General features: G+C 40.2%; 26 protein-coding genes. 13 read left to right on the forward strand and 13 right to left on the reverse strand.

Annotation, left to right across the window (positions count from 1 at the left end):
• Positions 1-11: 11 nt before the first annotated feature.
• Entirely contained in the window at positions 12-428 is a 417-nt protein-coding gene (gene accB, locus FTV18_RS04435) for an acetyl-CoA carboxylase biotin carboxyl carrier protein (protein ID WP_004785952.1), read from the forward strand.
• Between the two features lie 18 nt (positions 429-446).
• Positions 447-1,817, forward strand: a complete 1,371-nt coding sequence (gene accC / locus FTV18_RS04440; protein WP_175967543.1) for an acetyl-CoA carboxylase biotin carboxylase subunit — start codon at positions 447-449, stop codon at positions 1,815-1,817.
• A gap of 61 nt (positions 1,818-1,878) precedes the next feature.
• Here the strand turns inward: accC and FTV18_RS04445 are convergent, their stop codons facing one another.
• The gene (locus tag FTV18_RS04445) at positions 1,879-2,325 is read right to left on the reverse strand and encodes a hypothetical protein (protein ID WP_180018071.1); all 447 of its coding nucleotides are present in this window, start codon (positions 2,323-2,325) and stop codon (positions 1,879-1,881) included.
• 325 nt (positions 2,326-2,650) lie between these two features.
• Here FTV18_RS04445 and FTV18_RS04450 point away from each other — a divergent pair, with 325 nt between their 5' ends.
• The gene (locus FTV18_RS04450; RefSeq protein WP_180017985.1) at positions 2,651-4,081 is read left to right on the forward strand and encodes a diguanylate cyclase; all 1,431 of its coding nucleotides are present in this window, start codon (positions 2,651-2,653) and stop codon (positions 4,079-4,081) included.
• 49 nt (positions 4,082-4,130) lie between these two features.
• Positions 4,131-5,621: an amidase gene (locus FTV18_RS04455; protein WP_180017983.1), complete on the forward strand. Its 1,491-nt coding sequence runs from the start codon at positions 4,131-4,133 to the stop codon at positions 5,619-5,621.
• Between the two features lie 15 nt (positions 5,622-5,636).
• Here FTV18_RS04455 and FTV18_RS04460 read toward each other — a convergent pair whose 3' ends face one another.
• Complete coding sequence (locus FTV18_RS04460) at positions 5,637-6,803, reverse strand: MFS transporter (protein WP_180018070.1); 1,167 nt, start codon at positions 6,801-6,803, stop codon at positions 5,637-5,639.
• A gap of 1,480 nt (positions 6,804-8,283) precedes the next feature.
• Here FTV18_RS04460 and FTV18_RS04465 point away from each other — a divergent pair.
• The 3 genes from FTV18_RS04465 (at position 8,284) to FTV18_RS04475 (ending at position 10,891) form a co-directional block, all read left to right on the forward strand.
• Complete coding sequence (locus FTV18_RS04465; RefSeq protein WP_180017981.1) at positions 8,284-8,919, forward strand: SOS response-associated peptidase; 636 nt, start codon at positions 8,284-8,286, stop codon at positions 8,917-8,919.
• A 119-nt stretch (positions 8,920-9,038) separates the two neighbouring features.
• Positions 9,039-9,596 (forward strand): LexA family transcriptional regulator, encoded by a 558-nt coding sequence (locus FTV18_RS04470; RefSeq protein ID WP_180017978.1) that lies wholly within the window; start codon positions 9,039-9,041, stop codon positions 9,594-9,596.
• Positions 9,593-10,891 (forward strand): Y-family DNA polymerase, encoded by a 1,299-nt coding sequence (locus FTV18_RS04475; RefSeq protein ID WP_180017976.1) that lies wholly within the window; start codon positions 9,593-9,595, stop codon positions 10,889-10,891. The genes FTV18_RS04470 and FTV18_RS04475 overlap by 4 nt, the downstream gene beginning before the upstream one ends.
• Before the next feature lie 97 nt (positions 10,892-10,988).
• On the opposite strand, the gene FTV18_RS04480 is transcribed toward FTV18_RS04475, so the two are convergent.
• From FTV18_RS04480 to FTV18_RS04495, 4 genes are all read right to left on the reverse strand, one after another.
• Positions 10,989-11,141 (reverse strand): hypothetical protein, encoded by a 153-nt coding sequence (locus FTV18_RS04480; RefSeq protein WP_175967534.1) that lies wholly within the window; start codon positions 11,139-11,141, stop codon positions 10,989-10,991.
• Between the two features lie 214 nt (positions 11,142-11,355).
• Entirely contained in the window at positions 11,356-11,757 is a 402-nt protein-coding gene (locus FTV18_RS04485) for a type II toxin-antitoxin system HigA family antitoxin (protein WP_004785978.1), read from the reverse strand.
• Between the two features lies 1 nt (position 11,758).
• On the reverse strand, positions 11,759-12,049 hold the full coding sequence (locus FTV18_RS04490; RefSeq protein ID WP_180017974.1) for a type II toxin-antitoxin system HigB family toxin: 291 nt from the start codon (positions 12,047-12,049) through the stop codon (positions 11,759-11,761).
• Positions 12,050-12,489: 440 nt separating this feature from the next.
• Entirely contained in the window at positions 12,490-12,636 is a 147-nt protein-coding gene (locus tag FTV18_RS04495) for a hypothetical protein (protein WP_179992345.1), read from the reverse strand.
• 582 nt (positions 12,637-13,218) lie between these two features.
• Between FTV18_RS04495 and FTV18_RS04500 the strand changes: the two genes are divergently transcribed.
• Positions 13,219-13,560: a hypothetical protein gene (locus FTV18_RS04500; protein ID WP_175967532.1), complete on the forward strand. Its 342-nt coding sequence runs from the start codon at positions 13,219-13,221 to the stop codon at positions 13,558-13,560.
• A 93-nt stretch (positions 13,561-13,653) separates the two neighbouring features.
• Here the strand turns inward: FTV18_RS04500 and FTV18_RS04505 are convergent, their stop codons facing one another.
• Positions 13,654-13,896 (reverse strand): hypothetical protein, encoded by a 243-nt coding sequence (locus FTV18_RS04505; protein WP_034705379.1) that lies wholly within the window; start codon positions 13,894-13,896, stop codon positions 13,654-13,656.
• A 625-nt stretch (positions 13,897-14,521) separates the two neighbouring features.
• A complete protein-coding gene (locus FTV18_RS04510; protein WP_180017737.1) occupies positions 14,522-14,752 on the reverse strand; it encodes a hypothetical protein in 231 nt (76 codons plus the stop codon).
• A 254-nt stretch (positions 14,753-15,006) separates the two neighbouring features.
• On the opposite strand from FTV18_RS04510, the gene FTV18_RS04515 reads away from it, so the two are divergent.
• A complete protein-coding gene (locus FTV18_RS04515; RefSeq protein WP_034702490.1) occupies positions 15,007-15,480 on the forward strand; it encodes a CinA family protein in 474 nt (157 codons plus the stop codon).
• A gap of 108 nt (positions 15,481-15,588) precedes the next feature.
• A complete protein-coding gene (locus tag FTV18_RS04520; protein WP_180017743.1) occupies positions 15,589-16,203 on the forward strand; it encodes an aminotransferase in 615 nt (204 codons plus the stop codon).
• Positions 16,204-16,280: 77 nt separating this feature from the next.
• On the opposite strand, the gene prpC is transcribed toward FTV18_RS04520, so the two are convergent.
• Together prpC and prpB are read right to left on the reverse strand one after the other, a co-directional pair.
• Entirely contained in the window at positions 16,281-17,420 is a 1,140-nt protein-coding gene (prpC, locus tag FTV18_RS04525; RefSeq protein WP_005235399.1) for a 2-methylcitrate synthase, read from the reverse strand.
• Positions 17,421-17,424: 4 nt separating this feature from the next.
• The gene (gene prpB / locus FTV18_RS04530; RefSeq protein WP_180017735.1) at positions 17,425-18,309 is read right to left on the reverse strand and encodes a methylisocitrate lyase; all 885 of its coding nucleotides are present in this window, start codon (positions 18,307-18,309) and stop codon (positions 17,425-17,427) included.
• 231 nt (positions 18,310-18,540) lie between these two features.
• Between prpB and FTV18_RS04535 the strand changes: the two genes are divergently transcribed.
• The 3 genes from FTV18_RS04535 to FTV18_RS04545 all read left to right on the forward strand — a co-directional run bounded on the left by FTV18_RS04535 (position 18,541) and on the right by FTV18_RS04545 (position 20,800).
• Complete coding sequence (locus tag FTV18_RS04535) at positions 18,541-19,188, forward strand: TetR/AcrR family transcriptional regulator (protein WP_004646788.1); 648 nt, start codon at positions 18,541-18,543, stop codon at positions 19,186-19,188.
• A 114-nt stretch (positions 19,189-19,302) separates the two neighbouring features.
• The gene (gene argF / locus FTV18_RS04540) at positions 19,303-20,223 is read left to right on the forward strand and encodes an ornithine carbamoyltransferase (RefSeq protein WP_004786004.1); all 921 of its coding nucleotides are present in this window, start codon (positions 19,303-19,305) and stop codon (positions 20,221-20,223) included.
• 103 nt (positions 20,224-20,326) lie between these two features.
• Positions 20,327-20,800: a hypothetical protein gene (locus FTV18_RS04545; protein ID WP_179992341.1), complete on the forward strand. Its 474-nt coding sequence runs from the start codon at positions 20,327-20,329 to the stop codon at positions 20,798-20,800.
• A gap of 66 nt (positions 20,801-20,866) precedes the next feature.
• Here FTV18_RS04545 and FTV18_RS04550 read toward each other — a convergent pair whose 3' ends face one another.
• The 3 genes from FTV18_RS04550 to clpS all read right to left on the reverse strand — a co-directional run bounded on the left by FTV18_RS04550 (position 20,867) and on the right by clpS (position 24,027).
• Entirely contained in the window at positions 20,867-21,220 is a 354-nt protein-coding gene (locus FTV18_RS04550; RefSeq protein WP_180015523.1) for a YnfA family protein, read from the reverse strand.
• Positions 21,221-21,327: 107 nt separating this feature from the next.
• The gene (gene clpA / locus FTV18_RS04555; protein WP_034702512.1) at positions 21,328-23,604 is read right to left on the reverse strand and encodes an ATP-dependent Clp protease ATP-binding subunit ClpA; all 2,277 of its coding nucleotides are present in this window, start codon (positions 23,602-23,604) and stop codon (positions 21,328-21,330) included.
• Positions 23,605-23,613: 9 nt separating this feature from the next.
• Positions 23,614-24,027 carry an ATP-dependent Clp protease adapter ClpS gene (gene clpS / locus FTV18_RS04560; RefSeq protein ID WP_034170359.1) on the reverse strand — a complete coding sequence of 138 codons (414 nt, stop codon included), beginning with the start codon at positions 24,025-24,027 and terminating at the stop codon, positions 23,614-23,616.
• Between the last annotated feature and the right edge of the window lie 9 nt (positions 24,028-24,036).

Below are 24,036 nucleotides of genomic sequence, written 5' to 3' on the forward strand. Positions count from 1 at the left end.
AATACTGTCTCATGGATATCCGTAAAATCAAGAAGCTCATCGATTTGATGATTGAATCTGACTTACAGGCGATTGAAGTTAAGGAAGGTGATCAGTCGATCGCTCTGACTCGTCGTAATCCAGTAGTTGCAGCAGCTGTTCCTGCAATGCCTGCACCTGCAGCTGACGTCCCTGCAGCTAAATCTCCTCGTGGTGCAGTTGAAAAATCTCCAATGGTTGGCGTGTTCTATGCAGCTCCAAGTCCAGGCGAAGCACCTTTTGTAAAAATTGGTCAAACTGTTTCTGCTGGCGAAACACTGGGTATCATTGAAGCAATGAAAATCATGAACCCGATTGAAGCAACTCAAAGCGGCGTGATTGAAGAAATTCTGGTGAAAAATGGTGAAGTGATTCAGTTTGGTCAGCCACTTTTCCGTTACCGCGCCTAATCACTTCGGGGATTCATAATGTTGCAAAAAGTTTTAATTGCAAACCGAGGTGAGATTGCCCTGCGCATCGCCCGAGCTTGCAAAACTTTAGGAATTAAAACAGTCGGTGTCTATTCAGACGCTGACAAAGACCTGATGCACTTACGCTTCTGTGACGAAGCCGTGTGTATTGGTCCTGGCGCGAGCAGCGACAGTTACCTGAATATTCCAGCCCTGATTACAGCCGCTGAAATCACCAGTGCAGATGCCATCCACCCTGGTTATGGCTTTTTATCTGAAAATGCTGAATTTGCTGAAATCGTAGAAAGTTCTGGTTTTATCTTCATTGGTCCACGTCCGGAACATATTCGCCTAATGGGGAATAAGGTTTCTGCGATTATTGCCATGAAAAAAGCGGGTGTACCCACTGTACCTGGCTGCGATCATGCCGTGACGATTCACAATGCGCTTGCTGAAGCCAAAGAAATTGGTTTCCCGCTCATCGTGAAAGCGGCTTCCGGTGGTGGTGGTCGTGGTATGCGTATTGTAGAACGTGTAGATACCCTGCTTGAATCAGTACAAGCCGCACAGCGTGATGCAGAAATGTGGTTTGGCGATGACACGGTTTATATGGAACGTTTCCTGCAAAAACCGCGTCACGTCGAAGTACAGGTTCTAGGCGACGGTAATGGTCATGCGATCCATTTATATGACCGTGACTGTTCTTTACAGCGTCGTCACCAGAAAGTGCTTGAAGAAGCGCCAGCGCCTAACCTGCCAGAACAGGCTCGTGCTGACATTCTTGAAGCCTGTGTCAATGCTTGTAAATTGATGCAATATCGTGGTGCCGGTACATTCGAGTTTCTGTTTGAAGAAGGTGAATTCTTCTTTATTGAAATGAATACCCGTGTTCAGGTAGAACATCCTGTGACTGAAATGGTCACCGGTATCGACATCATTGAGCAGCAGTTACGTATTGCGGCTGGCTTAGGTCTGGATATCCAGCAAGAAGATGTACGCGTACAAGGTCATGCGATCGAATGTCGTATCAACGCAGAAGATCCATCGAACTTTATGCCATCTCCAGGCAAAATCGAGACCTTCTATGCGCCAGGTGGTGCAGGTATCCGTTTAGACTCTCATATCTATCCAGGTTACAGCATCCCGCCATATTATGATTCTATGATTGCCAAGCTAATTGCCCATGGTAAAGACCGTAAAACTGCAATAGCACGCATGAAGCAGGCCTTGGATGAAATGATTCTGACAGGTGTGAAGACCAATATCCCATTACACAAAGATCTGATTCTTCAGGATGAAAATTTCTGTGAACAGGCAATGGATATTCACTATCTGGAAAAACATTTGTTGAAGCAGCTTGAAGGTGCTGAAGACAAAGAAAAAGCTTGATCCGAGACTTGATCTAATAAAAAAACCGCTGAATTCAGCGGTTTTTATATCTAGCCTTCAATCAAGGCAAAATGCGTCGAAGTACAGCAAAACATTGCTCTGCTTTTTCATTGGCACAGAAATTAATGGTATTTGAGTTCTGCCACTTCACAAAATACTGCGAAATCTCGCCTGACTGATCCACCTGATTGCCGGAACAGTCTTTTTCATTATTGTCGTATTTCACCTGCATAATCAGCGCTGGAATCTGTGCAGCCGGATCTTGTGAAGGCTGATAGTCATACAGCCCTGTGGTCCATTCTGAACCGCTTTTAATCACGACGTTGTTATTGCCTTTAAAATTATAGTATTCAACACATTTCTTACTATCTGGAATTTCCATTCCCCATAGCCCAACAATTTCAGGACGGGTATTAATAGTAAAGGTATTCGGAACTTCGATAGGTTTCGTAATACTACTTGCAGCTTGATTATTGTTTTCTGTTGCCATTAGCCAAGATGAGTTCATGAGCAAGACAAGGCTAAGACAGGTTTTTTTCATATTCACAGGCTTCGTTTCAATCCTAATAATTAATTTTAACTTATCATATTTTTCGGGATCATATTCTGCTCTGCATCAGTTTAAATACCGAAATAAAACAAATTTTTATCATTATAGTTTAAAAACATGGATTTCCTTTTTTAATTTTTTTGTATATATTTCGTATACAAACGTATATTGATAACGTAAGTAAAAACAGATTATTCCAAGAATAAAGTTGTACTTTTGGGTAAAAAGCATTTCCCAAACAAAGTGATATTTCACATATAAAAATTAGATACAGGACTTAGATTTGCGAATACCTCGAATCACAGACCAGAACTTGAATCCTGAAACATATGCCTACTTGGTCATTCTTTTCATTATTTTAGTGACTTGTTTGATTGGCATTATGACCAGAACACAGGATTACTTAGCCATACTCTGGCCTGCTAACGCTGCCTTGCTGGCCATGTTCTTACGCTTCCCGCATTTAAACAATATGGGCGGGTGGCTAGGTGCTTTCTGTGCATTTATGTTTGCTGATCTAGCAACAAGCAATAATCTATTACAAAGCCTGTTTCTAACACTTGCTAACCTGATTAGTACGATTGTATCGCTATTTTTTATCCGATATTTCCAGATCAATTATAAGTACTACAATACTGGTTTCACTTTCGTGCATATGTTTGGCATCTGCGCATTCGCAGGATGCTTGGCCAGTGCAGCTTTTGCCGTGGCTACCTTACCCAATCTTCCTCATTCCTTTATGACCAAGGAAAATTTATGGATAGATTTTGGGCTGTGGTGGACAGGTGAAATGGTAAATTACATTATTGTCCTGCCGCTTTTTCTAGCCTTTCCTAGAACCAAAGATCTCAAGTATTTATTTAAAAACCGCAGAAAGAAGCAGAACTCTTTTAGCTATCTGCTGCCAGCAGGTACGGTAATCCTGTGTATTATCCTGAGTAATATTTTTGTCGGTCCAGGTGCCCTGCTTTATCCGTTGGCAGCTTTAATCTGGGCAGCACTGACCTATCGCATCTTCACAATTGCAATTATTAATGCCTTTGTAATCATTTTGATGTATTACAGCCTGACCCAGTTCTATGCCACTACACATGATACGTTGGCAGACTCGACCATTTATATCTCATTAAGGATCGGACTATTTATGCTGGCATTATCACCGCTGATCCTGTGTATCATCAGTCAGAACCGCAATGATCTGTTTAAACGGGTATTGTATTTGGCCAATCATGACAGTCTGACGCGTACCATGAACCGGCATTTTTTCTTTCAGAAAGGTGAATATTTACTACAACATTCCAAGAGTGTGCAGTTTTCCCTGATTATGCTGGATATTGATCATTTCAAACGTTTAAACGATCATTTTGGCCATCATGTGGGCGATAAAGTACTGCAACACTTTGCTGAAATCATCCGTTCTAATTTACGTTCTCAGGATCTGTTTGCGCGTATTGGTGGTGAGGAATTTGTGATTTTGCTTTGGGATACCAAACCATCTAAGGCCCAGTTTATTGCCGAGCGTATTCGTGAACTGGTAGCTAAAACGCCAATGTATCAACCTGATGGATCACCGTTATCGATTACTGTGAGTCTCGGGATTACGCATCAACATGCCCCGCTTTCTCAGGATTTACAGCAACTGATCAATACCGCGGATCAGGCCTTATATCAAGCCAAACACTTGGGACGTAATCAGGTGGTGCTTGCATCCTGAACTGAAACCCTCTACAACCTTATAACAATATCAACGCTAGGGAATGCAGATGAAATTTGAAGAATACTTACAATACGATGGATTAGGACTGGCTGAACTGGTTAAAAATAAACAGGTGCATTCAAGTGAACTTTTATCAGTTGCCTTAGAACGCAGTGCAAATATTAATCCTGAAATCAATGCCATTATTATTCCCATGCATGAGCATGCCTTGCAGCGTACCCAGCAAGATCTGTCTGGCCCCTTTGCTGGAGTTCCATTTCTGGTCAAAGACCTGTTTCAGGAATATGCAGGTTATCCGACGTCTTATGGATGTCAGGGTTTAAAGCGCATCGGTTATATCGCCGAGACTAATGCTGAAATTGTTAATCGTTGGGAACAGGCAGGTATTGTGACCTTTGGCCGTACCAATACGCCTGAATTTGGAATTAAAGGCATTACCGAGCCTGATGCCTGGGGGAGCTGTAAAAACCCATGGAATTTAAGACATAACAGTGGTGGCTCGTCAGGCGGTTCTGCTTCTGCTGTGGCAGCCGGCATTGTGCCAATTGCTGGTGCAGGTGATGGTGGTGGCTCAATTCGTATTCCGGCTTCCTACTGTGGTCTGTTTGGTTTAAAACCAAGCCGTGGACGTACGCCGTGGGGACCGCAAATGAGTGAAGCAATGCATGGTGCTGCCATTCAACATGTACTTACCAAGACTGTTCGGGATAGTGCAGCAATGCTGGATGCCACCCATGGTGAAGATCGCAGTTCACTGTTTACCATTCAACGTCCGCATACACATTATCTGGAAGTGATTCAGCAACCACCAAAAAAATTAAAAATCGCATTTAATACCCGTTCCAGCATCGATACGCCTGTTTCTCAAGATGCTATTAAAGCGGTAGAACAAACTGCCCGTTTACTGGAATCTTTAGGTCATGAAGTCGTTGAGGATCAACCGCAGATTGATGGCATGCAACTGGCTAAAGATTTTATTACGACGTGGTTTAGCCAGTTTTCTTATATGCTGGACGAAATCCAGAAAGGCTATCCATCCAGATCAGGCGATTTTGAACTGGATTCTCTGGCTCTGGCTGCTTTTGGTGCCAAAACAACGGCGATTGAATATATCCAGAATCTGACTAATTGGGGACAATATGTAACCCAGATGAATCATTTCTTTGATGATTATGATCTCTACCTGACACCAGCCACAGCCACTGTTGCACCCAAAAATGGCGAAGTCAAAACACCAAACTGGCAGAAGCCGATTCTTAAAGCTCTATTAAAAATGAATAAGGCACATTTATTGGCACAAGGTAAGCTGGTCGACCAGATTGTGAAAGAAAACCTAAAATGGGTGCCATTCACTCAGTTAGCCAATATTACCGGCCTTCCAGCAATGTCCGTACCGCTTTACTGGAATGAAGATAACTTACCTTTGGGTTCACAATTTATTGCACCATTTGCCCGTGAAGATTTACTGTTGCAACTGGCCGCTCAATTAGAACAGGCTCAGCCCTGGTTTAATCAATATTCCAAAATCCGCGTTTAATTGTTCGATGGTATTTTAAATCTGCTTTTGTAATTCGACCTTGTTGGGTAAGCCAAATACCAGCAACAGGCCCAGCAAGGTCGACAGCGCAGCAGCAATAAAGATTGATGTTCCACCGACCTGATCCCAATAACGACCGGCAAGAATACTCCCACTCGCCACGCCTAAGCCCCACATGGTGCTATACAGTGCCTGTCCACGGCCTTGCTGTCCAGCCGAGAAGTTCTGGAAATTAACCCGCATGGCAATCATATGAAATAAGCCAAAACTCAGGGCATGAATGGTCTGGGCAAAAAACTGTGCCAGAAATAACGATGGAAATAGGCCTACAGTCAGCCATCTTAAACCGGTCATTAACAGGCATAGCATCACCAGATGACGCCATGACCAGCGTGTTAGAAAAAATGTAGCGTAGGCAAACATAATGATTTCAGCAATAACCCCAACCGACCAGAGTAATCCGATCTGACTGGTACTGAATCCATTCTGGCTGAGATAGTTACTATAAAAACTATAAAATGGCGCATGTGAAAACAGCATGATCAGTTCAATCAGGAAAAAACTGTATACCACCGGACGCTTGAAGATCGGCCATAAAGCTTCGAGTTTTTTCTGTGCTGTCGGTGCTGCTGTTGGTTCTTTAATCGTGAAAGACCAGAGAAAAGCCAGGAATGAGATACAGAGCAATAAGACTGGTAGCATACTAATGCTGAGAATCTCAAAAATAGCACCTAAACCAAATACGCCAATAATAAATCCAATAGATCCCCACTTACGGACTTTGCCATAGAGCTCTGCCCTTTTCTCACCCAACCAGAATAAAGTCACACCTTCAAACTGAGCCAAAATTGCATTTTGAAAGAAACTGAAAATCAGCATGAGCAAAGCGACTGACTGAAAACTATTTGGAATGATAAATATCATGAACCAGATACAGGCTTCCATCCAAGTAGCTATACGCACCAGCAACATGCGTTTCCCGGATTTGTCTGCAATCCATCCCCAAATAAATGGCGCAAAAAATCGGGTGACAATCGCAATCGAAGATAAAATCCCAATTTCCTGATAATTAAAGCCTTGATCCTTTAGATACAGACTCCAGAAAGGCATGAATGCGCCCACAATCGCATAATAAAAAAAGTAGAAAAAACTGAATCTGTAATGAATAGCTAGAGATTGCATCAAACTAGATACTCTTTCATTTCTGATAACTTAAAATAAATATAAGTTGCGCTTAGTTGCATTGAATGGGTCTCGGTTGAGTCTAGTTAATCTATAAGCTAATCATCTATAGATTCTTCAAAGCTCTTTAACTAATTTGAGAAAAGTTAGATTTTAACTTAATACATTACCTAAATTCTTAATTTATTCTTTTAGTTCAATCATGAGCTTATCAATCGTAATCATTTGATGGTTCTAAGAATTAAAATGACTGAGGTTCTGACATTTAGACAGCTTAACGTTACAAAATCTGAGCCTTATTTAGCTTGTACTTTGTCTATCATGGGGCTCACCAATAAGAAAAGAAAAACCCCTCAACATTTAGAATATAAGAGGTTTAGTTTGCCGTAATACGTTCGGCTATGATTTTAACTTTGCTTTAAACTCAACCCATCCATTGACTTGGGTGATAGTTAGGTCGATAGCTGAGTATTGATAGTAGCGCTCCACCTCAACAAGAGTTTTAGCGCTCATCTCCTTTCGAGCCTCTTTGAATTCAAAATATGGGTTATTAAAATTAATAACATTAGAATTGATAACTGATATTAAGTAATCAGTTGTGTGAATACATTGTATGTGTGCTCATAACCAGCCCGTTAAGTCAAAATTCAAACCAATTATTAGCCTATTATTATTGAAAAATCAAATAGTACAGAATACTTAACTCATTGATAATAAAGAAAATTTGTCATTCTAAATTAAACTTTTTTTAAACAATCCCGGCATTCTTTCTTGCCGTCGCTAATCTCAGTCGCACCATGTAGGCAGAATGAGCAGAATAGTAATCGGAGCATACTTTTTTCCAGACAAAAAATAACCCGCTTAACCTGGGGAAGTTAAGCGGGTAGGCTTCTTTAACACGTCGTTATAGTTTTTAGCTAGTTCATCATTATTCATGGAGCACCTTTAAAGTAGCACTTATATAGTGCAGCAATAGTATAAGAAGCATTACTGAATGGTGGGTGCTGGTTGACTTTGGGTTAAATTTGGTTATTTGTTAGACAGGAATTACACTATTTAATTATTTTTGTGTTCTGGTCGCCGTATAAAGTTTATCAGGCAACAAAAAAGCTCTTATTTCTATGGACTTTAAAAACTCGCAAAGAAATCGAATAAATATTTAATGAATGTGAACCTGTCATTAATATCGGGTACGTCAAATACCCATAAAGTTTTAGTTTGTGATCTATATTTAAATCTTACTGCTGGTACCTTAGTTGTCACTGACGCATCTTCACCGAGATGTAAAGTTTAATCTTTTCATAATATTAAATTTACTTAAAATATTATTGAGTTAAATATTTTTAGGCTCTAAATATATACTTATAAAATAAAAATCCTGCTTGCTGGTCAAAATCCAACTTACGATATTCAAATTGTTTTGCACTTATCTCTCTTATATTTTAATTCTCATGATAGATCATCATGAGAGCGTTCGCCCATGTGTTCAAACTATGAATTCCCCTCAAAAAGCCGTCTCTCTTTATTAGATATTCATGAAGAACAGCTTGAACTGGATATGAAAACACATGTATATCCTTTAGCTCCTGCTCCCATCATTATGCGCGGTGCTGACGAGTTTGAACTGGATATCGCACGTTTCGGACTTATCCCTTCCTGGGCCAAAGAATTAAAATTTGGCCGGCATACTTATAATGCCCGAACTGAAACAGTCGCCTCAAAAGCAAGTTTTCGGCATGCCTGGAAAAATAATCAGTTTGCCTTGGTGCCTGTAGATACGTTCTATGAACCCAAATACATTGATGGCAAATCTCATTGGTATGCTATTTCTCGCGAAGACGGTGACCCTGTTACTGTTGCAGCCATTTATGATGATGCAATCATTGAAGGTGAAAAAGTTCGATCTTTTTCAATGCTCACGATTAATGCAAATCAGCATCCTTTTATGAAACAGTTTCATAATCCGAATGATGAAAAACGCTCGATTATTGTGATACCGAAAGAGTCAAGACAGGACTGGCTGTACTGCAATCATGAGGAAGCAAGTGAGTTTTTCTTCGAAATGCGGGATGAATTTATTGTAAAGCTACGAGATTCCCGTTTGTCGGAAAACTGAAATATAAAAGCAATTTAATTATTAGTATCTGATTTTAAAGCATTTAATTTATTTGTATAAAAATAAAGCAATCATTACAATCTTGATTAATGTAACAACAATCAAGAAGTAGCAGGTTTATGACAAATTCGCATGGGGGCTTTAGAATTGGTGCAGGCAGAAAAAAGGTCGAAGAAACCAAAGTAATTCGTGTACCTGAATCCAAAGTCCTGGATATCAAAGCATACTTAAAATCACTTAAAAAAGAAAATGAAATCAGTGATATTCGCCAGTTTGATCCTGTTACCCAAATGGAAATTCCTTTAGTTACTGAACGCGTTCAGGCTGGTTTTCCCTCACCCGCACAAGACTATATTGATAAAAAACTCGACCTGAATGAATTTCTGATCAATAACGCTAATGCTACTTTTATTGTTCGTGCCAATTCGCTGTCGATGCTGAATGCAGGTATTGATATCAATGATGCTCTGATTGTAGATCGTAGCATTGAAGCGCAACATCGAGATATTGTGATTGCCTGTGTAGATAACGAATTTACTGTCAAACGGCTGATTATCGATGTAAAGGGTTGCTGGCTAAAAGCTGAGAATGACGACTATCCCGATATTCATCCTGTAGAAGGTCAGCAATTTGAAATCTGGGGTGTGGTCACCAACGTCATTAAAAAATTCAGATGAAATATCAGCAGGAAATCTATGCGCTGATTGATGTCAATAACTGCTATGTCAGTTGCGAGCGCCTATTCAATCCGAAACTGAATCATGTACCTGTGATTGTGCTGTCAAATAACGATGGTTGTGTAGTCTCACGTTCGCAGGAAGCAAAAGATCTCGGCATTAAAATGGCTGTTCCGCTCTTCCAGATCCGCGATATCGTCGAGCAGCATCAAGTTCAGGTGCTATCCAGCAACTATGCCCTCTATGCAGAAATGTCCAAACGCTTTCATTCCATTCTGTCTGAATATGTAGCACCTGGTGAACAGGAGGTTTATTCCATAGATGAATGCTTTCTGAAAATTACAGCTTATGCAAAAAATCATGATTTAACAGAATATGGTCAGGATATGCGACGGCGTATTTTGCAATGGATTGGCCTACCCGTTTGTGTAGGCATTGGCCGTTCCAAAACCGAAGCTAAATTAGCCAACTATATGGCCAAGAAAGCCAAACGCTTTAATGGGGTTTGCGATCTTTCTTCTATGCATCCACAACATAGAGATTACTTATGGAGCTTGATTGATGTTGCTGAAGTCTGGGGGGTTGGGCGCCAGCAGAGTAAAAAGTTAAAGAACTTAGGTATACATACTGTTCTTGATTTAGCTCAGACCAATTGTCATCGAATCGGAAAATTATTTTCAATTGTTATGCAAAGAACTGTGATAGAATTACAGGGAATTTCCTGTATTGAACTGGAACAGGCGTGCCAGCCCAAGAAGCAGATTATTTCTTCACGCTCATTTGGTTGCCGAGTAACAGATCTTGAAGCTTTAATTGAAGCTATGAGTGATTACCTGCAAAATGCCATCAAACGTTTAAGAGAGGATCAATCCTTATGTGGCTGCATCATTGCTTTCGCTCAATCCAATCCTTTTGACAAGAACAGATCCTTTTATAATAAATCTGTCAATATCGCTTTTCCTGAACCCACTGATTCCGCTGTTGTAATGAACCGGGCATTGATGCAACATATGCATGAGCTGTTTTCAGAAGGTGTAGAGTTTAAAAAATGTGGGGTTATTTTAACGGCGCTTGAACCTAAATCGGCCTATGTCTATGACTTGCTCTCTGATCATGCTCAGATCGAGAAAAATGAGAAGCTTCAGGAAGCCTTAGAAAAAGTAAAGGAAAGATTTGGCGATCAAAAGCTGGCGATTGGAGCAGCTAAAATTCCTAACCGGACTTGGACCATGTCTCAACAGCACCTAAGTCAGAATTATTTTAGTTGGGATGGACTGTTAAAGATTGATCGTTAATTTCATCTTCCCAGTAAGGTAAAGCAGAAATTTTCCGAAACTTAAATCAAAATCTAAAAAGCCCTAAATTTAATTAGGGCTTTCTGATATTAATATCTTACTTTTGCTCCCTCAGTGGATGCTCTGGCTCGGCATTAGGCTTTTTCTCAGGTTTTACACCCTTATAGGTTGCTTGATTGCCTTTATCATCATTAGATTCTTTTTGCGGATTATCTTCTTGCTCTGTTTGCTGGTCTGCATGAGTTGTCATATATATTCCCTTTCCTCTAGATGCTTAGAAAATTATTAGGACATATAAGGTTAAACATCAATAATATTTATGTTTTCCATACATTTTAATAAACATATATTCTTCTAATCAGAGCTTATATAGACTTCTTGTTTAATCTAAATCTGCCTGGCTGTGCAATCTGCTTCCAGAAAACACAGCTCATAGATCAATTTATAATTTAATTTCTTATTACTTAAAAGAAAGTATCTGCAGAAACATTAAAACGTTCAGACAAAGCTTTAATATGACGGATATTGAGCTGACGTTTACCGTTCAGGATTTCTGAAATGACCGACTGGGTAGCTATGTCAGATAGATCTGATTGGCTGAGACCATGCTGTTCCATCAGGAAAGCCAGCGCAGTACGTCCATCGCCTTCTGGCATCGGCAAATGCTCATGTTCATAAGCTGAGACTAAGTCACCCAGTTGAAGAATCAGCCCCATTAAGGGATGCGACTCATCATCACCTACAATATCCAGAAGTTCATCTAAAGCTTCAGTGAGCGTATTAAAGTCTTCTTCAGTTTCTGGCTTGCTAAGCAATGGTGCAACATAACGCCAGTGATCAACGGCCTGTTTAATCATTGCATTCATATTAAGCCTCCTTCCAATGACCTTTGTCATATTCCTGATGGGATAAGACATGGCGAATATAGACACGTTTTGCCTGATACATCACAACTGCAATCAACCTGATCTTGTTGCCACCAATATCAAAAACATGAAATTTCCCGACTTTATCTACTGCGGGAAATAATCTCTTCATGTCGGCAAAATCCTTAAGATCATTGGCCTTGATAATTCGATACCAACCATCCAATGCAGTTTCAGCGTGTGGCCACTTTTGCATTGCTTCTAGAATCCGAGCGTGAGTGATCACATGCATAATTATTTATCGCATTTTGCTATATTAAAAAGTATAACCTAAATATCGCATATTGCAATAACACTTAAAGCATGAATTTAGGTAGGCTAAGTATTTGTATGCTTAACTTAAAAAATGAAAACCCCGTTGATCTAAAATCAAACGGGGGTTCAACATCCATCTATACAGCGAAGGTCTAGAGAGTTAATTTAAATCTTTCAAGCAATCACGACACTTTTTGACTTCGAAATCATCGACTGTGTAATCAATTTCAGTCGCACCATGAAGACCAAATAAACAACATATAAATTGGAACATGTGTTTCTCCTGACTGTGAACAGCTCGACCATGGATCGAGCTTAGTTGCTTTAAAGATAATGGCTTACAGCTCCACGATTTATTTACCTTGAAACTATTGAATCACTCACCTGTACTGCGATCGCACAGGCAAGCTATAGCCTCTAAATTTGCACACTCTCTTCATGTTTTGGCGCTTGGTCTTTGGTACCCTGATCCTTGCTCATCATCCGGCACATTTTTTCTTTGCAAGATTTAAAGCAACATCCCACCATGACACCCATACCAAATGCACAGATACATCTCATCATAGCTCTACCCTGTCTTTTCATGAAAAGAGATATATAAATAACATCTATTCATGTTTCACACTTGAACGTATTTTCAGGTTTTATGTTGTATATGAAAACTTATGTGAAGGATAAATATCGGAGAATCATCTATTTTTGACATATTTATGATCTAAAAAAATGGGCCCTGCTTAACTGTCTGGATTAAACAGGGCTTTTTAACTTGCTGATTTTAAATTATTTTATCTGAGTTGTTGTAGTGGTGATAAAGTACCACTTGTCATGCTTCTAATATGTATATGAAATATAGAGGCTTTTTTACTAAATGTTGAATATAGGTTATGTTTTATATTTTATTGGCTATTTTTCATCAACTTAGATGCAATTAAATACAAAAAACTTTGATTCATTCAGTTTTCATTCAATCAAGTGAGTCATAAAAGCAGATATACAACTTATATATATTGGTAGATATTTTACTTATTTTATCAAAGTCCTTTTCATTTTTTATTTTCTCAGCTGTCAATGAGTTTAAAGGCAGGTGCTCTTTCACTCATTTCTCTTTATAATTTTTCCAACGACTGATAACAATATATTGTTGCCATGAAAATATCACTATTCATAATTACCCTATTGGCATTGGCGATCACAGGCTGCCAGAAACAACAGGCAGATGTATCAGCTGAACCTGATCCAGCAGTGAAAGCTCAGTTTGAACAATCAGATGCCCGATTGAGTGCTTATTTAGATAAATTAGATTCTTCTACTATTAGCCTTGAGGAAAGAACACATATTTTATGTGAGGATTATCCTAAAGAATATAAAACTCATTATATGCCGGCCCTAATAAAACTAATGCCACAAGAATATGAGGAGCAGGAATTACTGAAAGATCTGAAAAATGCGCTCGACTTTTATAAAGTAAAATCCAATATTCAATGCTGATTTATTCTGAACAATAAAAAAACCGCCTTAAAGAAGGCGGTTTTTTGTAGAGATTACACAGCTTAGATATGAACGCTGCAGCTTTGACTAATCTTATTGATTACGCAAATTTTGCTGCTGGTTATCTTGTTGTGGCTGTTGCTGTTGTTGCTGATTGCGTTGCTGGTCCTGTTGGCCCTGCTGACGCTGTTGGTTTTGCTGTCCCTGCGGCTGTTGTTGCTGCTGGTTCGGCTGTTGCTGATTTTGATTCTGGTTTTGCTGACGTTGTTGGTCTTGCTGTTGCTGTTGTTGTTGGTTCTGTTGGTCTTGCTGATTTTGCTGTTGATTATTAGCCATGATGTAACTCCTTACTATTTGCTTTAAATCGCCGATGATTAGGTTTCGACTTAATATTTACTCTACCTATTTTTAAAAATTCGCCAAGTTATTACCTGTTACATATTAATTCAATGTAAAAAAAGGTAAGTTAAGTAATTGAAGTCTGGATTTATAAGAAACATAAATTACTTTTAATAATAGAATGAACACATATTGAAAGCTTTCTATCTTTTATAAATTTTATTTTTCAATTAAAGTCATAACTTAATCAAAAAATTGTATATAAACTTAAATTTAAAATAAAATTTAGAAATACATTTTGCTACTTATATAAAATATGATTATATTTATAAAATATTGAATTTTATTGATTATTTAAAATTATAATTTCTTATACATGTTTAACCTAATTTTCTAAAAATTAGATCATTAAATATAAAAACGAAAAAAACCATTTTTAAATAGCAGAATATATTACATAGAATCACAAATAAGGCCTTTTCAGTTGCCAATTTACCTTGACTTTATATTTTTAAAATTATTATTAGATTTTTTTATTAAATCTAATCAAATTTTATTTTAACGACCTTTATCCAATAAATAAGCCTCTTATTTTAAGAGGCTTATTTTTAATAAGTTATTTTTAGATTGCGACCACTTTTACAATAATGGTTTGGCTTTCTTCTTGCTCTTCGGCTAGATATAAACGCTTTAATTCTTTGCTTTTAACTTTAAACTTTAAATTCTGGTAGTGAATGATGCTTGGGATTTGATCAAAATATTGACTATCTGCCTCAATTTCTTCCTGAAATAAAGGAGTACCCAGTTGATAATCTAGACTTTTTAATACGGAATACTTTACTGTGGTTTTCATTCTTACAACCTACTTTCCTTACGCACTTTATTTTTATTTTTACCACTGATTAGAGCAAGTTAAAACCATTAATTTCAAATATTGTCCAAGCATTAAGCAATCAATTCAATAACTGCCAAACTTACGTTTGGAATACTAAAATTACAAAAATATTTTACCTTTCATCATAATAAAGAAATAATCTCACAGTTGATACAAAAGCAAAATGGGACTACATTGGAATAAAGATTACCTTCTAAGACAAAATAGACATTATGATTAAAACATGTTGTGGCCTGCTGGAACAAAGAAACATCAAGATTGCTTTTATTGAAAGTGCAAGTTCTGGCTATTTAACCAGTCAGTTTTCAATTTGCAAAAATGAAGGTGCTGAAATCTTGCTGGGTGGTCTAGTGTGCTACGATCCGTCTGTGAAGATTAATGTCTTGGGAATTTCTCCGAATCTGATTAGTACCCATTCAGCTGAATCCATGCCTGTAACGGTTGCTCTGGCTGAGGCAGGCAAAAAAATGTTTCAGGAAGCTGACTGGATTATTGCTTGTACAGGCTTGCTTAAACCAGGCGGTAGCGCGACCCCAGATAAGCCGGAAGGTACTTTCTTTGCCGCTGTTTATGATGGTCTTCAGACTCACCAGTTCCAGTATTATATTAAAGGTACTCCACAGGAACGTCTCAATAAACTGGCAGCCGTCATCGCACATGACATGATTAATCTACTCAACACCTAAAGCTAAAACTGTTTATATTGAGTGCTGATCAAACTTCATTATTTCTACTGTATTTATAGTTAAATTATTTCTATAAAAGCACGTTTTTTTAATGAGGCCTGATCAGTGATGAAAATAAGAATTGCAGCCCTTTTGCTCGCCCTTGGTATTCCTGTATCCGCTTTCGCCACTGTTGGTGGCCCACAGAATATTGAAGTTTTGGGTTATGAAGTCAAAGACCAGAAACTTTATCTGTTGCGGCATTATCTCGATGGTCGCGGACGCTTGCCTCAACTGTATTATTATAATTTTAAATCTAAAACACCGAATCAGTTAATTCAGGTGAACTCCCTGTATATCAATCCAAAAACCAAGCAGATTGACTACGATCAGGACAGCCGTAAGTTTAACCAGGAAATTGCCAAAATTAAAAAGCGACTAATTCCGCTGGTACCACTGAGAAAGCAAGCCATCCAGCTTAAGCTATTAAAGACCAGCAAAGGTACCGCCCCTGCATGGCATGACCCTAAACAGAAAGTCCCAAAATGGACTTATCAATATCGAGTGCAATCTGGCCAGTATAAAAGTCCTGTTCAACAAGCATTCAGCTATAAAGCAGATTTAAGATTAAACCAGACTTATAAAGTACCGAAACAGAATAAAATACTGGTGACGGTAAAATACTTAGGCCTCCCATTCGAAACCGGTTATCATATTGAAGATCCAGCATTATTAAGTCGTTAAACCAACGTCAATAAATAATCAGAAAAAAAATAAGGTCTCGTGGAGACCTTATTTTTTATATTTAGAATATCTCTGGCTTACGCAGCAGAAGTGCGTTCAGCAATTGGAACCACTTTACGTAATTCTGGACCGGTATAATCCGCGCTCGGACGGATAATCCGGTTATCTGCACGTTGTTCCATCACATGCGCCGCCCAACCTGTGACGCGTGACATCACAAAGATTGGCGTAAACAGTTTGGTTGGAATACCCATAAAGTGATAAGCAGAAGCATGGAAAAAGTCTGCGTTACAGAACAGTTTTTTCTCGCGCCACATCACTTCTTCACAACGTACTGATACTGGATAGAGCACAGTATCACCCACATCTTTTGCCAGTTTTTCAGACCACTGCTTGATAATGCCATTACGCGGATCATTGTCTTTATAGATCGCATGACCAAAGCCCATGATTTTTTCTTTACGCTCCAGCATGCCCAGCATTTCGCGCTCGGCTTCTTCTGGAGATTTCCAGTTTTCAATCATGTCCATTGCCGCTTCGTTGGCACCGCCGTGTAATGGACCCCGTAGTGAACCAATTGCGCCGGTAATACATGAATGCAGGTCAGACAAAGTTGATGCACAAACACGCGCTGTGAAGGTTGAAGCATTAAATTCATGCTCTGCATACAGAATCAGGGATACATTCATCACCTGTTCATGCAGCTGATTTGGCTTCTTGCCATGTAGCAAATGAAGGAACTGAGCACCGATTGAATCATCATCGGTATTTTCATCAATGCGTACGCCGTCATGGCTATAGCGATACCAATAGCAGATAATTGCTGGTAGCGTCGCCAGAATACGGTCTGCAACATCCTGTTGCTGATCAAAAGACTGTTCAGTTTCAAGGTTGCCCAGCATCGATACGCCAGTACGCATCACATCCATTGGATGTGAGTCCGCTGGAATGCGCTCAAGTACTTCTTTCAATGCTTGTGGCAGTACACGCAAAGATTTCAGTTTTGCTTTATAGGCTGCCAACTGTTCTGAAGTTGGTAATTCACCAAAGAAAATCAGGTAAGCGACTTCTTCAAACTGACAGTTTTCTGCCAGATCCTGTACGTCATAGCCGCGATAGGTCAGGCCTGCACCACTTTTGCCTACTGTTGAAAGTGCAGTTTTGCCTGCGACTTGTCCGCGCAATCCTGCGCCAGTGAGTACTTTTCCTTCAGCCATTGTTTTAATTCTCCTGCTTGAACAGTTTATCTAATGTGTTTTCGAAGCTGTGATAATCTAAAAATTCGTATAATTCTTTACGCGGTTGCATTTTATCCAGAACATGCACCTGTGTACCATTTTCACGCACTGAGCGCATCACTTCCAGTGCCGCTTTTTGCATCGCACGGGTGGCTGATAGCGGGTAAAGTACCATGCGAATACCCTGCTCAGCCAGTTCTTCAGTGGTGTAATATGGGGTATCACCAAATTCGGTAATATTGGCCAATACTGGGACACCAACTGCATCACATACGGTGCGATACATCGTAATATCCGTCATTGCCTCAGCAAAAATGGCATCTGCACCTGCTTCGACACAGGCACAAGCACGGTCAATCACTGCCTGCAGACCTTCTTTCTGTAATGCATCGGTACGTGCCATCACCACAAAGTTTGAATCGGTTTTAGCATCGACTGCCGCCTTGATCCGGTCAACCATTTCCTGTTGGGTCACAATTTCCTTATTCGGACGATGACCACAACGCTTTTGCGCAACCTGGTCTTCGATATGCACAGCTGCAGCGCCAGCAGCAATCATCTGCTTGATGCTACGTGCGATGTTAAATGCACCGCCCCAGCCTGTATCAATATCAACCAGTAAGGGTGTATCTACACGTTCAGTAATGCGGCGTACATCTTCCAGAACATTATCCAGACTGGTCATGCCCAGATCAGGCAAACCGTAAGAATAATTCGCGACACCCGCACCTGATAAATAAATGGCTTTATAACCGACTTGTTTGGCCATCATGGCAGCATAGGCATTTACCGTGCCCATAATTTGCAATGGTTTCTCGACTTCAAGCGCTTGTCTAAATCTTAAACCTGCAGACATTTGTTCTGTCATCTTCCTTTTCCACAGTCTTGGCTATAATTATTGAAATTCGAGTATACTCATTTGGCTTGCTCATTCCATAACCCGATAGAACAAATACTCTAAAACTTTAGTCAAATTTTTAAGTTTTGCTTTAGCTAATGGGGCAAATACTGCACTTTTTCGGTGCGATTATGAAATATGCGCATATATTTGCTATGATGCGATTTCAATCATTATTGACTTGTAGATGTATTATCTCCTATGCAAGACCTCGCCCTAGAACCGCTCGCCAAAGATCTGCCGCAGACCAAACGTGGTCATGAGCGCTGTATTGCACTGCTGATCAGTGCAACCGAGCTGTTTCTGGAACGCGGTTATGATGCTGTCTCTCTGGATGATATCGTCCAGCATGCAGGCGGTTCCAAGGCTTCTATTTACAAGTACTTTGGCAACAAAGAAGGCTTGTTTAAGGCCATTTGCGATTATCGTCGTATCAAGTTTTTTGAAGATATCAGTATTCCGATCGAGCTGATGGCTCTGGATTTTCGTAGTTATCTGGTACATACGCTGCTTAATTTTTATCATCAGATCATGCAACCGGAAAATTCAGCCTTTATGCGTCTGGTGCTGGAACAGAGTCAGCGTAATCCGGAACTCGCGCAGCATATTCATGAACGAGGCCCAGTACATGTACAAAGTGCGATTGCCACGGCTTTAGAACAAGCAGATGCGCAAGGTTTATTGCATTGCGAGAATCCGCAATATTCGGCCCAGTTATATTTTGGCATCTTGCGTAATCTGGAATGGCGGATTCTGATGGGAATTCCGGTACAGGAAGATGATCAGGAAATCGACAAATACATCAGTTATTGTGTGGATCGATTTTTAGACGGTCATCAAAAAGTCTAGTTTTTTTTGCATTTTTCATTGCTTATAGTATATTAGCCGATTCCGTATTTTTTCTTAAACTAACCAACAACTGATTGTTGATCGAGTTTTTCGGCAATTATTGTGGAGTAACGAATGGCTCTCCGTCACTTTCTCACCTTACGCGATTTATCAACTTTAGAACTTAACCAGATTTTGCAACGCGCAATTGAGCTTAAGCGCAAACAGCATAACAATGAAGTGTTCCAACCATTTGTTGGTAAAGTGATGGGCATGATTTTTGAAAAATCGAGTACCCGTACGCGTGTTTCGTTTGAAGCTGGCATGAGCCAATTTGGTGGTAGCGCAATTTTCCTGTCTTCACGCGATACCCAACTGGGTCGCGGTGAGCCAATTGAAGATTCTGCACGTGTGATTTCCAGCATGCTGGATATTGTGATGATCCGCACTTTCGGTCACGATATCGTAGAACGTTTTGCTTCTTATTCAAAAGTTCCAGTGATCAACGCTTTGACTGATGATCATCACCCTTGCCAGTTACTTGCTGACATGCAGACTTATCTGGAACATCGCGGTTCGATCGAAGGTAAAACTGTTGCCTGGATCGGCGATGGCAATAATATGTGTAACTCTTATATCGAAGCAGCGCACATGTGGGGCTTCAAGCTAAAAGTTGCAGCACCGAAAGGCTATGAGCCTCAAGAACAGTTCCTGTCTGAATTCGCACACTGTGTAGAACTGGTCGATACTGCTGAAGATGCAGCAGTCAATGCTGACCTGATTGTCACTGACGTTTGGGCAAGTATGGGCCAGGAAGAAGAACAGAAAATCCGTGAAAAAGCTTTTGCAGATTATCAGGTGAATGAACGCCTAATGGATCTTGCACACCCAGACTGCCTGTTCATGCATTGCTTACCTGCGCATCGTGGTGAAGAAATTTCTGAAAACATGCTGGACCACAAAAATGCTGTGGTTTGGGATGAAGCAGAAAACCGCCTTCATGCACAAAAAGCACTGGTTGAATTCCTGTTGAATGAAAACCTGAAAAAAGACTGATTCCTTCAAAAAATCTTCACAAATTAAGCACCAATCTCTGGTGCTTTTTTTGTTTCAGCTCTTATAATCAGAATTGAAATGACATAAAAAGTGATGCGATACAATGCAAAAAAAATATTGGACTTTGGCACTCCTGGCAGGTTTTAGTAGTGCTGCTTTACCGGTGTATGCTTCTGAATTCGACCAGTATCTCCAAGGAAAAGGCATTCTGGACAGCAAGTTTAAAATTGAGAAAAAAGCTGAGCTGAACGAGCTGCTTACCGTGCTAAGTGCGGAAGATTCCAAGACTTTACCGCTACAGATCGATCAGAATACAATCATAGAGCAGTTACAACTTACAGCCAATAAAACCACGCTTAAAGGCATGATCACGACACCCGACTTTAGCCAGTTTGAGAAAGACTTAGGCCGTAAAGAAGTTCTTAAAGTGATTCGTAATAATCTTCTAAATAACTGTCAGATCTTTTTTGAACATCGCTATCAGATCGTCAATCCTTATAAAATCGAACTTAGTCTCAGCTCCCAAACACACACTTATAATGTTGACCTCTCCCAGAAAGACTGTAATGTAAAATAATCTTGTCTAGAATCAATAAAGGCAGCTTTAGCTGCCTTTTATATTTTGATAAATATAAACAGACGGTCAACGGATCAAACCTTGCGGCTGTAAAATAATAATTAATGCACCTAGAATGACCACGATTCCCCCAAGCAGGTCCCAACGTGAAAGGCTGACCTGATCAACGAATCTCAGCCACATCAATGCTGAGAAAATATAGATGCCCCCATAGGCAGCATAAATACGTCCAGAAGCCGCCGGATGCAAAGTCAAAAGCCAGACGAACGCAGCTAAGGCTAATGCCGTCGGAACCCATAACCACTTGCTCTTCGCCTGATTTAGAATCAGGTAGGGAAAATAACAGCCCAAGATTTCCATCAATGCCGTTAATAAAAACAGAAAAAACGTGGTTAAAAGCTTGCTAATCTGGATATCCATATATTTCGCTAAATCAGAAACTCTTTAAACCAAGAGCACATAAATTAAGGGCAAATAAAACAACAAAACCCGTGCGAACACGGGTCTGATGATGATCTATTCAATGATTAAGCTGGTTCAGCAGTCTGATCTTCGAAGACTTCAAGTTTCAGACCGACAGACTTACCATTTTCTTTCTTCACAGAAACTGAAACGTTACCACCATTTTCAGCCAGTTCACCAAACAGGATCATTTCAGCCAGTGGTTTTTTCAGATGTTCCTGAATCAGACGCTGCATTGGTCGAGCACCCATCAAGCGATCATAGCCATTTTCAGCCATCCACTCACGTGCGCTTTGATCCACCTCCAGCACCACTTTCTTCTCATCCAGTTGTGCCTGAAGTTCAGTCAGGAATTTATCCACGACATTTTCAATAATGGTATTCGGCAATGCCTTGAATTGAATCACGCCGTCCAGACGGTTACGGAATTCTGGCGAGAACGCTTTCTTCATCGCTTCCTGGTTGTCATTACTGTTATCCTGTTCCATGAAACCAATGCTGACACGGGAAATACTTTCCGCACCAATATTAGTCGTTAGAACCAGCACCACATTACGGAAATCGGATTTGCGACCATTATTATCCGTTAATGAACCATGATCCATGATTTGTAATAACAGATTAAATACATCCGGATGCGCTTTTTCGATCTCATCTAGAAGTAATACACAATGCGGATTTTTGTGAATCGCATCGGTCAGTAAACCGCCTTGGTCAAAACCGACATAACCTGGAGGCGCACCGATCAGACGAGAGACTGCGTGACGTTCCATGTATTCGGACATGTCAAAACGTACCAGCTCTACACCCAGAATTTTCGCCAATTGCTTGGTGACTTCAGTTTTACCTACACCCGTTGGACCTGCGAATACAAAGCTACCCACTGGCTTATCAGGCGATTTCAGACCCGCACGTGACAGTTTGATCGCAGAAGCCAAAGCTTCAATTGCTTCATCCTGGCCGAAGACTACACGTTTCAGATCACGCTCAAGGTTCTCCAGTACAGACTTGTCATCTTTAGAAACCGTTTTCGGTGGAATACGAGCAATCTTGGACACAATGTCTTCGATATTTTCAACCGTAATCAGGCTGTCGTCTTGCTCAGCTTTCAAACGGCGTTGTGCACCGGCTTCATCAATCACGTCAATCGCTTTATCTGGCAAGAAACGGTCATTAATAAATTTCGCTGACAGCTCAACCGCAGAAACCAGTGCCTGATCGTCATACTGTACATGGTGGAAATCTTCAAATTTAGATTTCAGGCCACGCAAGATATCAATTGTTTCTGTAATCGAAGGCTCATTCACATCTATTTTTTGGAACCGACGTGACAAGGCATGATCTTTTTCAAAGACCTGACGGTATTCCTGGAATGTGGTTGAACCGATGCAACGCAATGAACCATTTGCCAATGCAGGCTTGATTAGATTCGATGCATCCATGGTGCTGCCCATGCTTGAACCTGCACCGATGATCATATGAATTTCATCAATGAACAGTACTGCATCCGGTTTTTTCTTCAAGGCATTTAATAGTTGTTTTAAACGCTTTTCGAAATCACCACGGTATTTAGTTCCCGCCACCAGTGCGCCGATGTCTAGGCTATAGATTTCAGCATTTTCCAGTGGCTTAGGTGCCTTGCCATTGACAATTAACCAAGCTAGGCCTTCAGCAATTGAAGTTTTACCTACACCTGGATCACCGACAAGTAAGGGATTATTTTTACGACGGCGGCAAAGAATTTGTGCTGCACGCTCAATTTCTTTTTCACGGCCAATCAATGGATCTGTCTTGCCGCGTTGAGCTTCCTGATTCAGGTTTGTCGTATATAACTCTAGCGGACCAGAATTATTGGAAGAAGCCGATTCACCGTCCAGTTCTTCAATTTCTTCTTCAGACTGTACTTCGTCTTTACGTGTACCATGAGAAAGGTACTGGGTTAAAGTCAGACGGTTAATCTGATGACGTTTAAGCAGATAAACCGCAAAAGAATCACGCTCAGAATACATCGCAACCAGAATATCGGCGCCTTCTACAGTACGATCACCGCCACTGGATTGAACATGGAAAATTGCACGTTGCAAAATCCGGTCAAAACTTTCTGTAGGATGAGGTGCCTGATCACTATTTTCACCGAGTTTAGGGGTATGTTGTTCTACGTACTCTTCTAATTCTTTACGCAAAACGATAATATCTGCACCACATGCTTTTAAGGCATTCACGGCAGAATCATTGTCGAGTAAAGCTAATAATAAATGTTCTACGGTCAGGAACTCATGTCTCTTTTGACGAGCCATGCTGACAGCCAAACGTAGTGATACTTCTAATTGACGACTGAGCATGCAACCCCCTTAATCTTTCGGCTCAATCTGGCAAAGTAAAGGATGACCTTGAGATCGAGCGTAATTATTGACTTGGTTCGCTTTGGTTTCCGCAATGTCTCGAGGATAGACCCCAGCTACACCTTTTCCTTCATAATGTACAGTTAGCATTACTTGTGTAGCTTGGTCAAGATTCATTGCAAAGTATTGTTGTAAAATTTCAATTACAAACTCCATGGGAGTGTAGTCGTCATTCAATAATACCACTGCATACATCGGTGGACGCTTCAGTTCAGGAGGTGCAGTCTGGACTGCAAGGTCAGCGTCATCATCGTGAAAAGGCTCGTCTGTTAAACGCGGGCTAATATGCCAATCAACCATGCCGGACTCGTAAAAAGAATTTTTGATCTCACTTAAACATTTTGGACGTTTATTGCTTGGCATACGATTTCT

The organism is Acinetobacter sp. YH12241, from assembly GCF_013417535.1.
GTDB lineage: Bacteria > Pseudomonadota > Gammaproteobacteria > Pseudomonadales > Moraxellaceae > Acinetobacter.

What these genes read in the sequence shown, in the direction of transcription:
- accB (WP_004785952.1), top strand. Translation starts at nt 12, where the DNA reads ATGGATATCCGTAAAATCAAGAAGCTCATCGATTTGATGATTGAATCT.
- accC (WP_175967543.1), top strand. Translation starts at nt 447, where the DNA reads ATGTTGCAAAAAGTTTTAATTGCAAACCGAGGTGAGATTGCCCTGCGC.
- FTV18_RS04445 (WP_180018071.1), bottom strand. Translation starts at nt 2,325, where the DNA reads ATGAACTCATCTTGGCTAATGGCAACAGAAAACAATAATCAAGCTGCA.
- FTV18_RS04455 (WP_180017983.1), top strand. Translation starts at nt 4,131, where the DNA reads ATGAAATTTGAAGAATACTTACAATACGATGGATTAGGACTGGCTGAA.
- FTV18_RS04460 (WP_180018070.1), bottom strand. Translation starts at nt 6,803, where the DNA reads ATGCAATCTCTAGCTATTCATTACAGATTCAGTTTTTTCTACTTTTTT.
- FTV18_RS04465 (WP_180017981.1), top strand. Translation starts at nt 8,284, where the DNA reads ATGTGTTCAAACTATGAATTCCCCTCAAAAAGCCGTCTCTCTTTATTA.
- FTV18_RS04470 (WP_180017978.1), top strand. Translation starts at nt 9,039, where the DNA reads ATGACAAATTCGCATGGGGGCTTTAGAATTGGTGCAGGCAGAAAAAAG.
- FTV18_RS04475 (WP_180017976.1), top strand. Translation starts at nt 9,593, where the DNA reads ATGAAATATCAGCAGGAAATCTATGCGCTGATTGATGTCAATAACTGC.
- FTV18_RS04480 (WP_175967534.1), bottom strand. Translation starts at nt 11,141, where the DNA reads ATGACAACTCATGCAGACCAGCAAACAGAGCAAGAAGATAATCCGCAA.
- FTV18_RS04485 (WP_004785978.1), bottom strand. Translation starts at nt 11,757, where the DNA reads ATGAATGCAATGATTAAACAGGCCGTTGATCACTGGCGTTATGTTGCA.
- FTV18_RS04490 (WP_180017974.1), bottom strand. Translation starts at nt 12,049, where the DNA reads ATGCATGTGATCACTCACGCTCGGATTCTAGAAGCAATGCAAAAGTGG.
- FTV18_RS04495 (WP_179992345.1), bottom strand. Translation starts at nt 12,636, where the DNA reads ATGATGAGATGTATCTGTGCATTTGGTATGGGTGTCATGGTGGGATGT.
- FTV18_RS04500 (WP_175967532.1), top strand. Translation starts at nt 13,219, where the DNA reads ATGAAAATATCACTATTCATAATTACCCTATTGGCATTGGCGATCACA.
- FTV18_RS04505 (WP_034705379.1), bottom strand. Translation starts at nt 13,896, where the DNA reads ATGGCTAATAATCAACAGCAAAATCAGCAAGACCAACAGAACCAACAA.
- FTV18_RS04510 (WP_180017737.1), bottom strand. Translation starts at nt 14,752, where the DNA reads ATGAAAACCACAGTAAAGTATTCCGTATTAAAAAGTCTAGATTATCAA.
- FTV18_RS04515 (WP_034702490.1), top strand. Translation starts at nt 15,007, where the DNA reads ATGATTAAAACATGTTGTGGCCTGCTGGAACAAAGAAACATCAAGATT.
- FTV18_RS04520 (WP_180017743.1), top strand. Translation starts at nt 15,589, where the DNA reads ATGAAAATAAGAATTGCAGCCCTTTTGCTCGCCCTTGGTATTCCTGTA.
- prpC (WP_005235399.1), bottom strand. Translation starts at nt 17,420, where the DNA reads ATGGCTGAAGGAAAAGTACTCACTGGCGCAGGATTGCGCGGACAAGTC.
- prpB (WP_180017735.1), bottom strand. Translation starts at nt 18,309, where the DNA reads ATGACAGAACAAATGTCTGCAGGTTTAAGATTTAGACAAGCGCTTGAA.
- FTV18_RS04535 (WP_004646788.1), top strand. Translation starts at nt 18,541, where the DNA reads ATGCAAGACCTCGCCCTAGAACCGCTCGCCAAAGATCTGCCGCAGACC.
- argF (WP_004786004.1), top strand. Translation starts at nt 19,303, where the DNA reads ATGGCTCTCCGTCACTTTCTCACCTTACGCGATTTATCAACTTTAGAA.
- FTV18_RS04545 (WP_179992341.1), top strand. Translation starts at nt 20,327, where the DNA reads ATGCAAAAAAAATATTGGACTTTGGCACTCCTGGCAGGTTTTAGTAGT.
- FTV18_RS04550 (WP_180015523.1), bottom strand. Translation starts at nt 21,220, where the DNA reads ATGGATATCCAGATTAGCAAGCTTTTAACCACGTTTTTTCTGTTTTTA.
- clpA (WP_034702512.1), bottom strand. Translation starts at nt 23,604, where the DNA reads ATGCTCAGTCGTCAATTAGAAGTATCACTACGTTTGGCTGTCAGCATG.
- clpS (WP_034170359.1), bottom strand. Translation starts at nt 24,027, where the DNA reads ATGCCAAGCAATAAACGTCCAAAATGTTTAAGTGAGATCAAAAATTCT.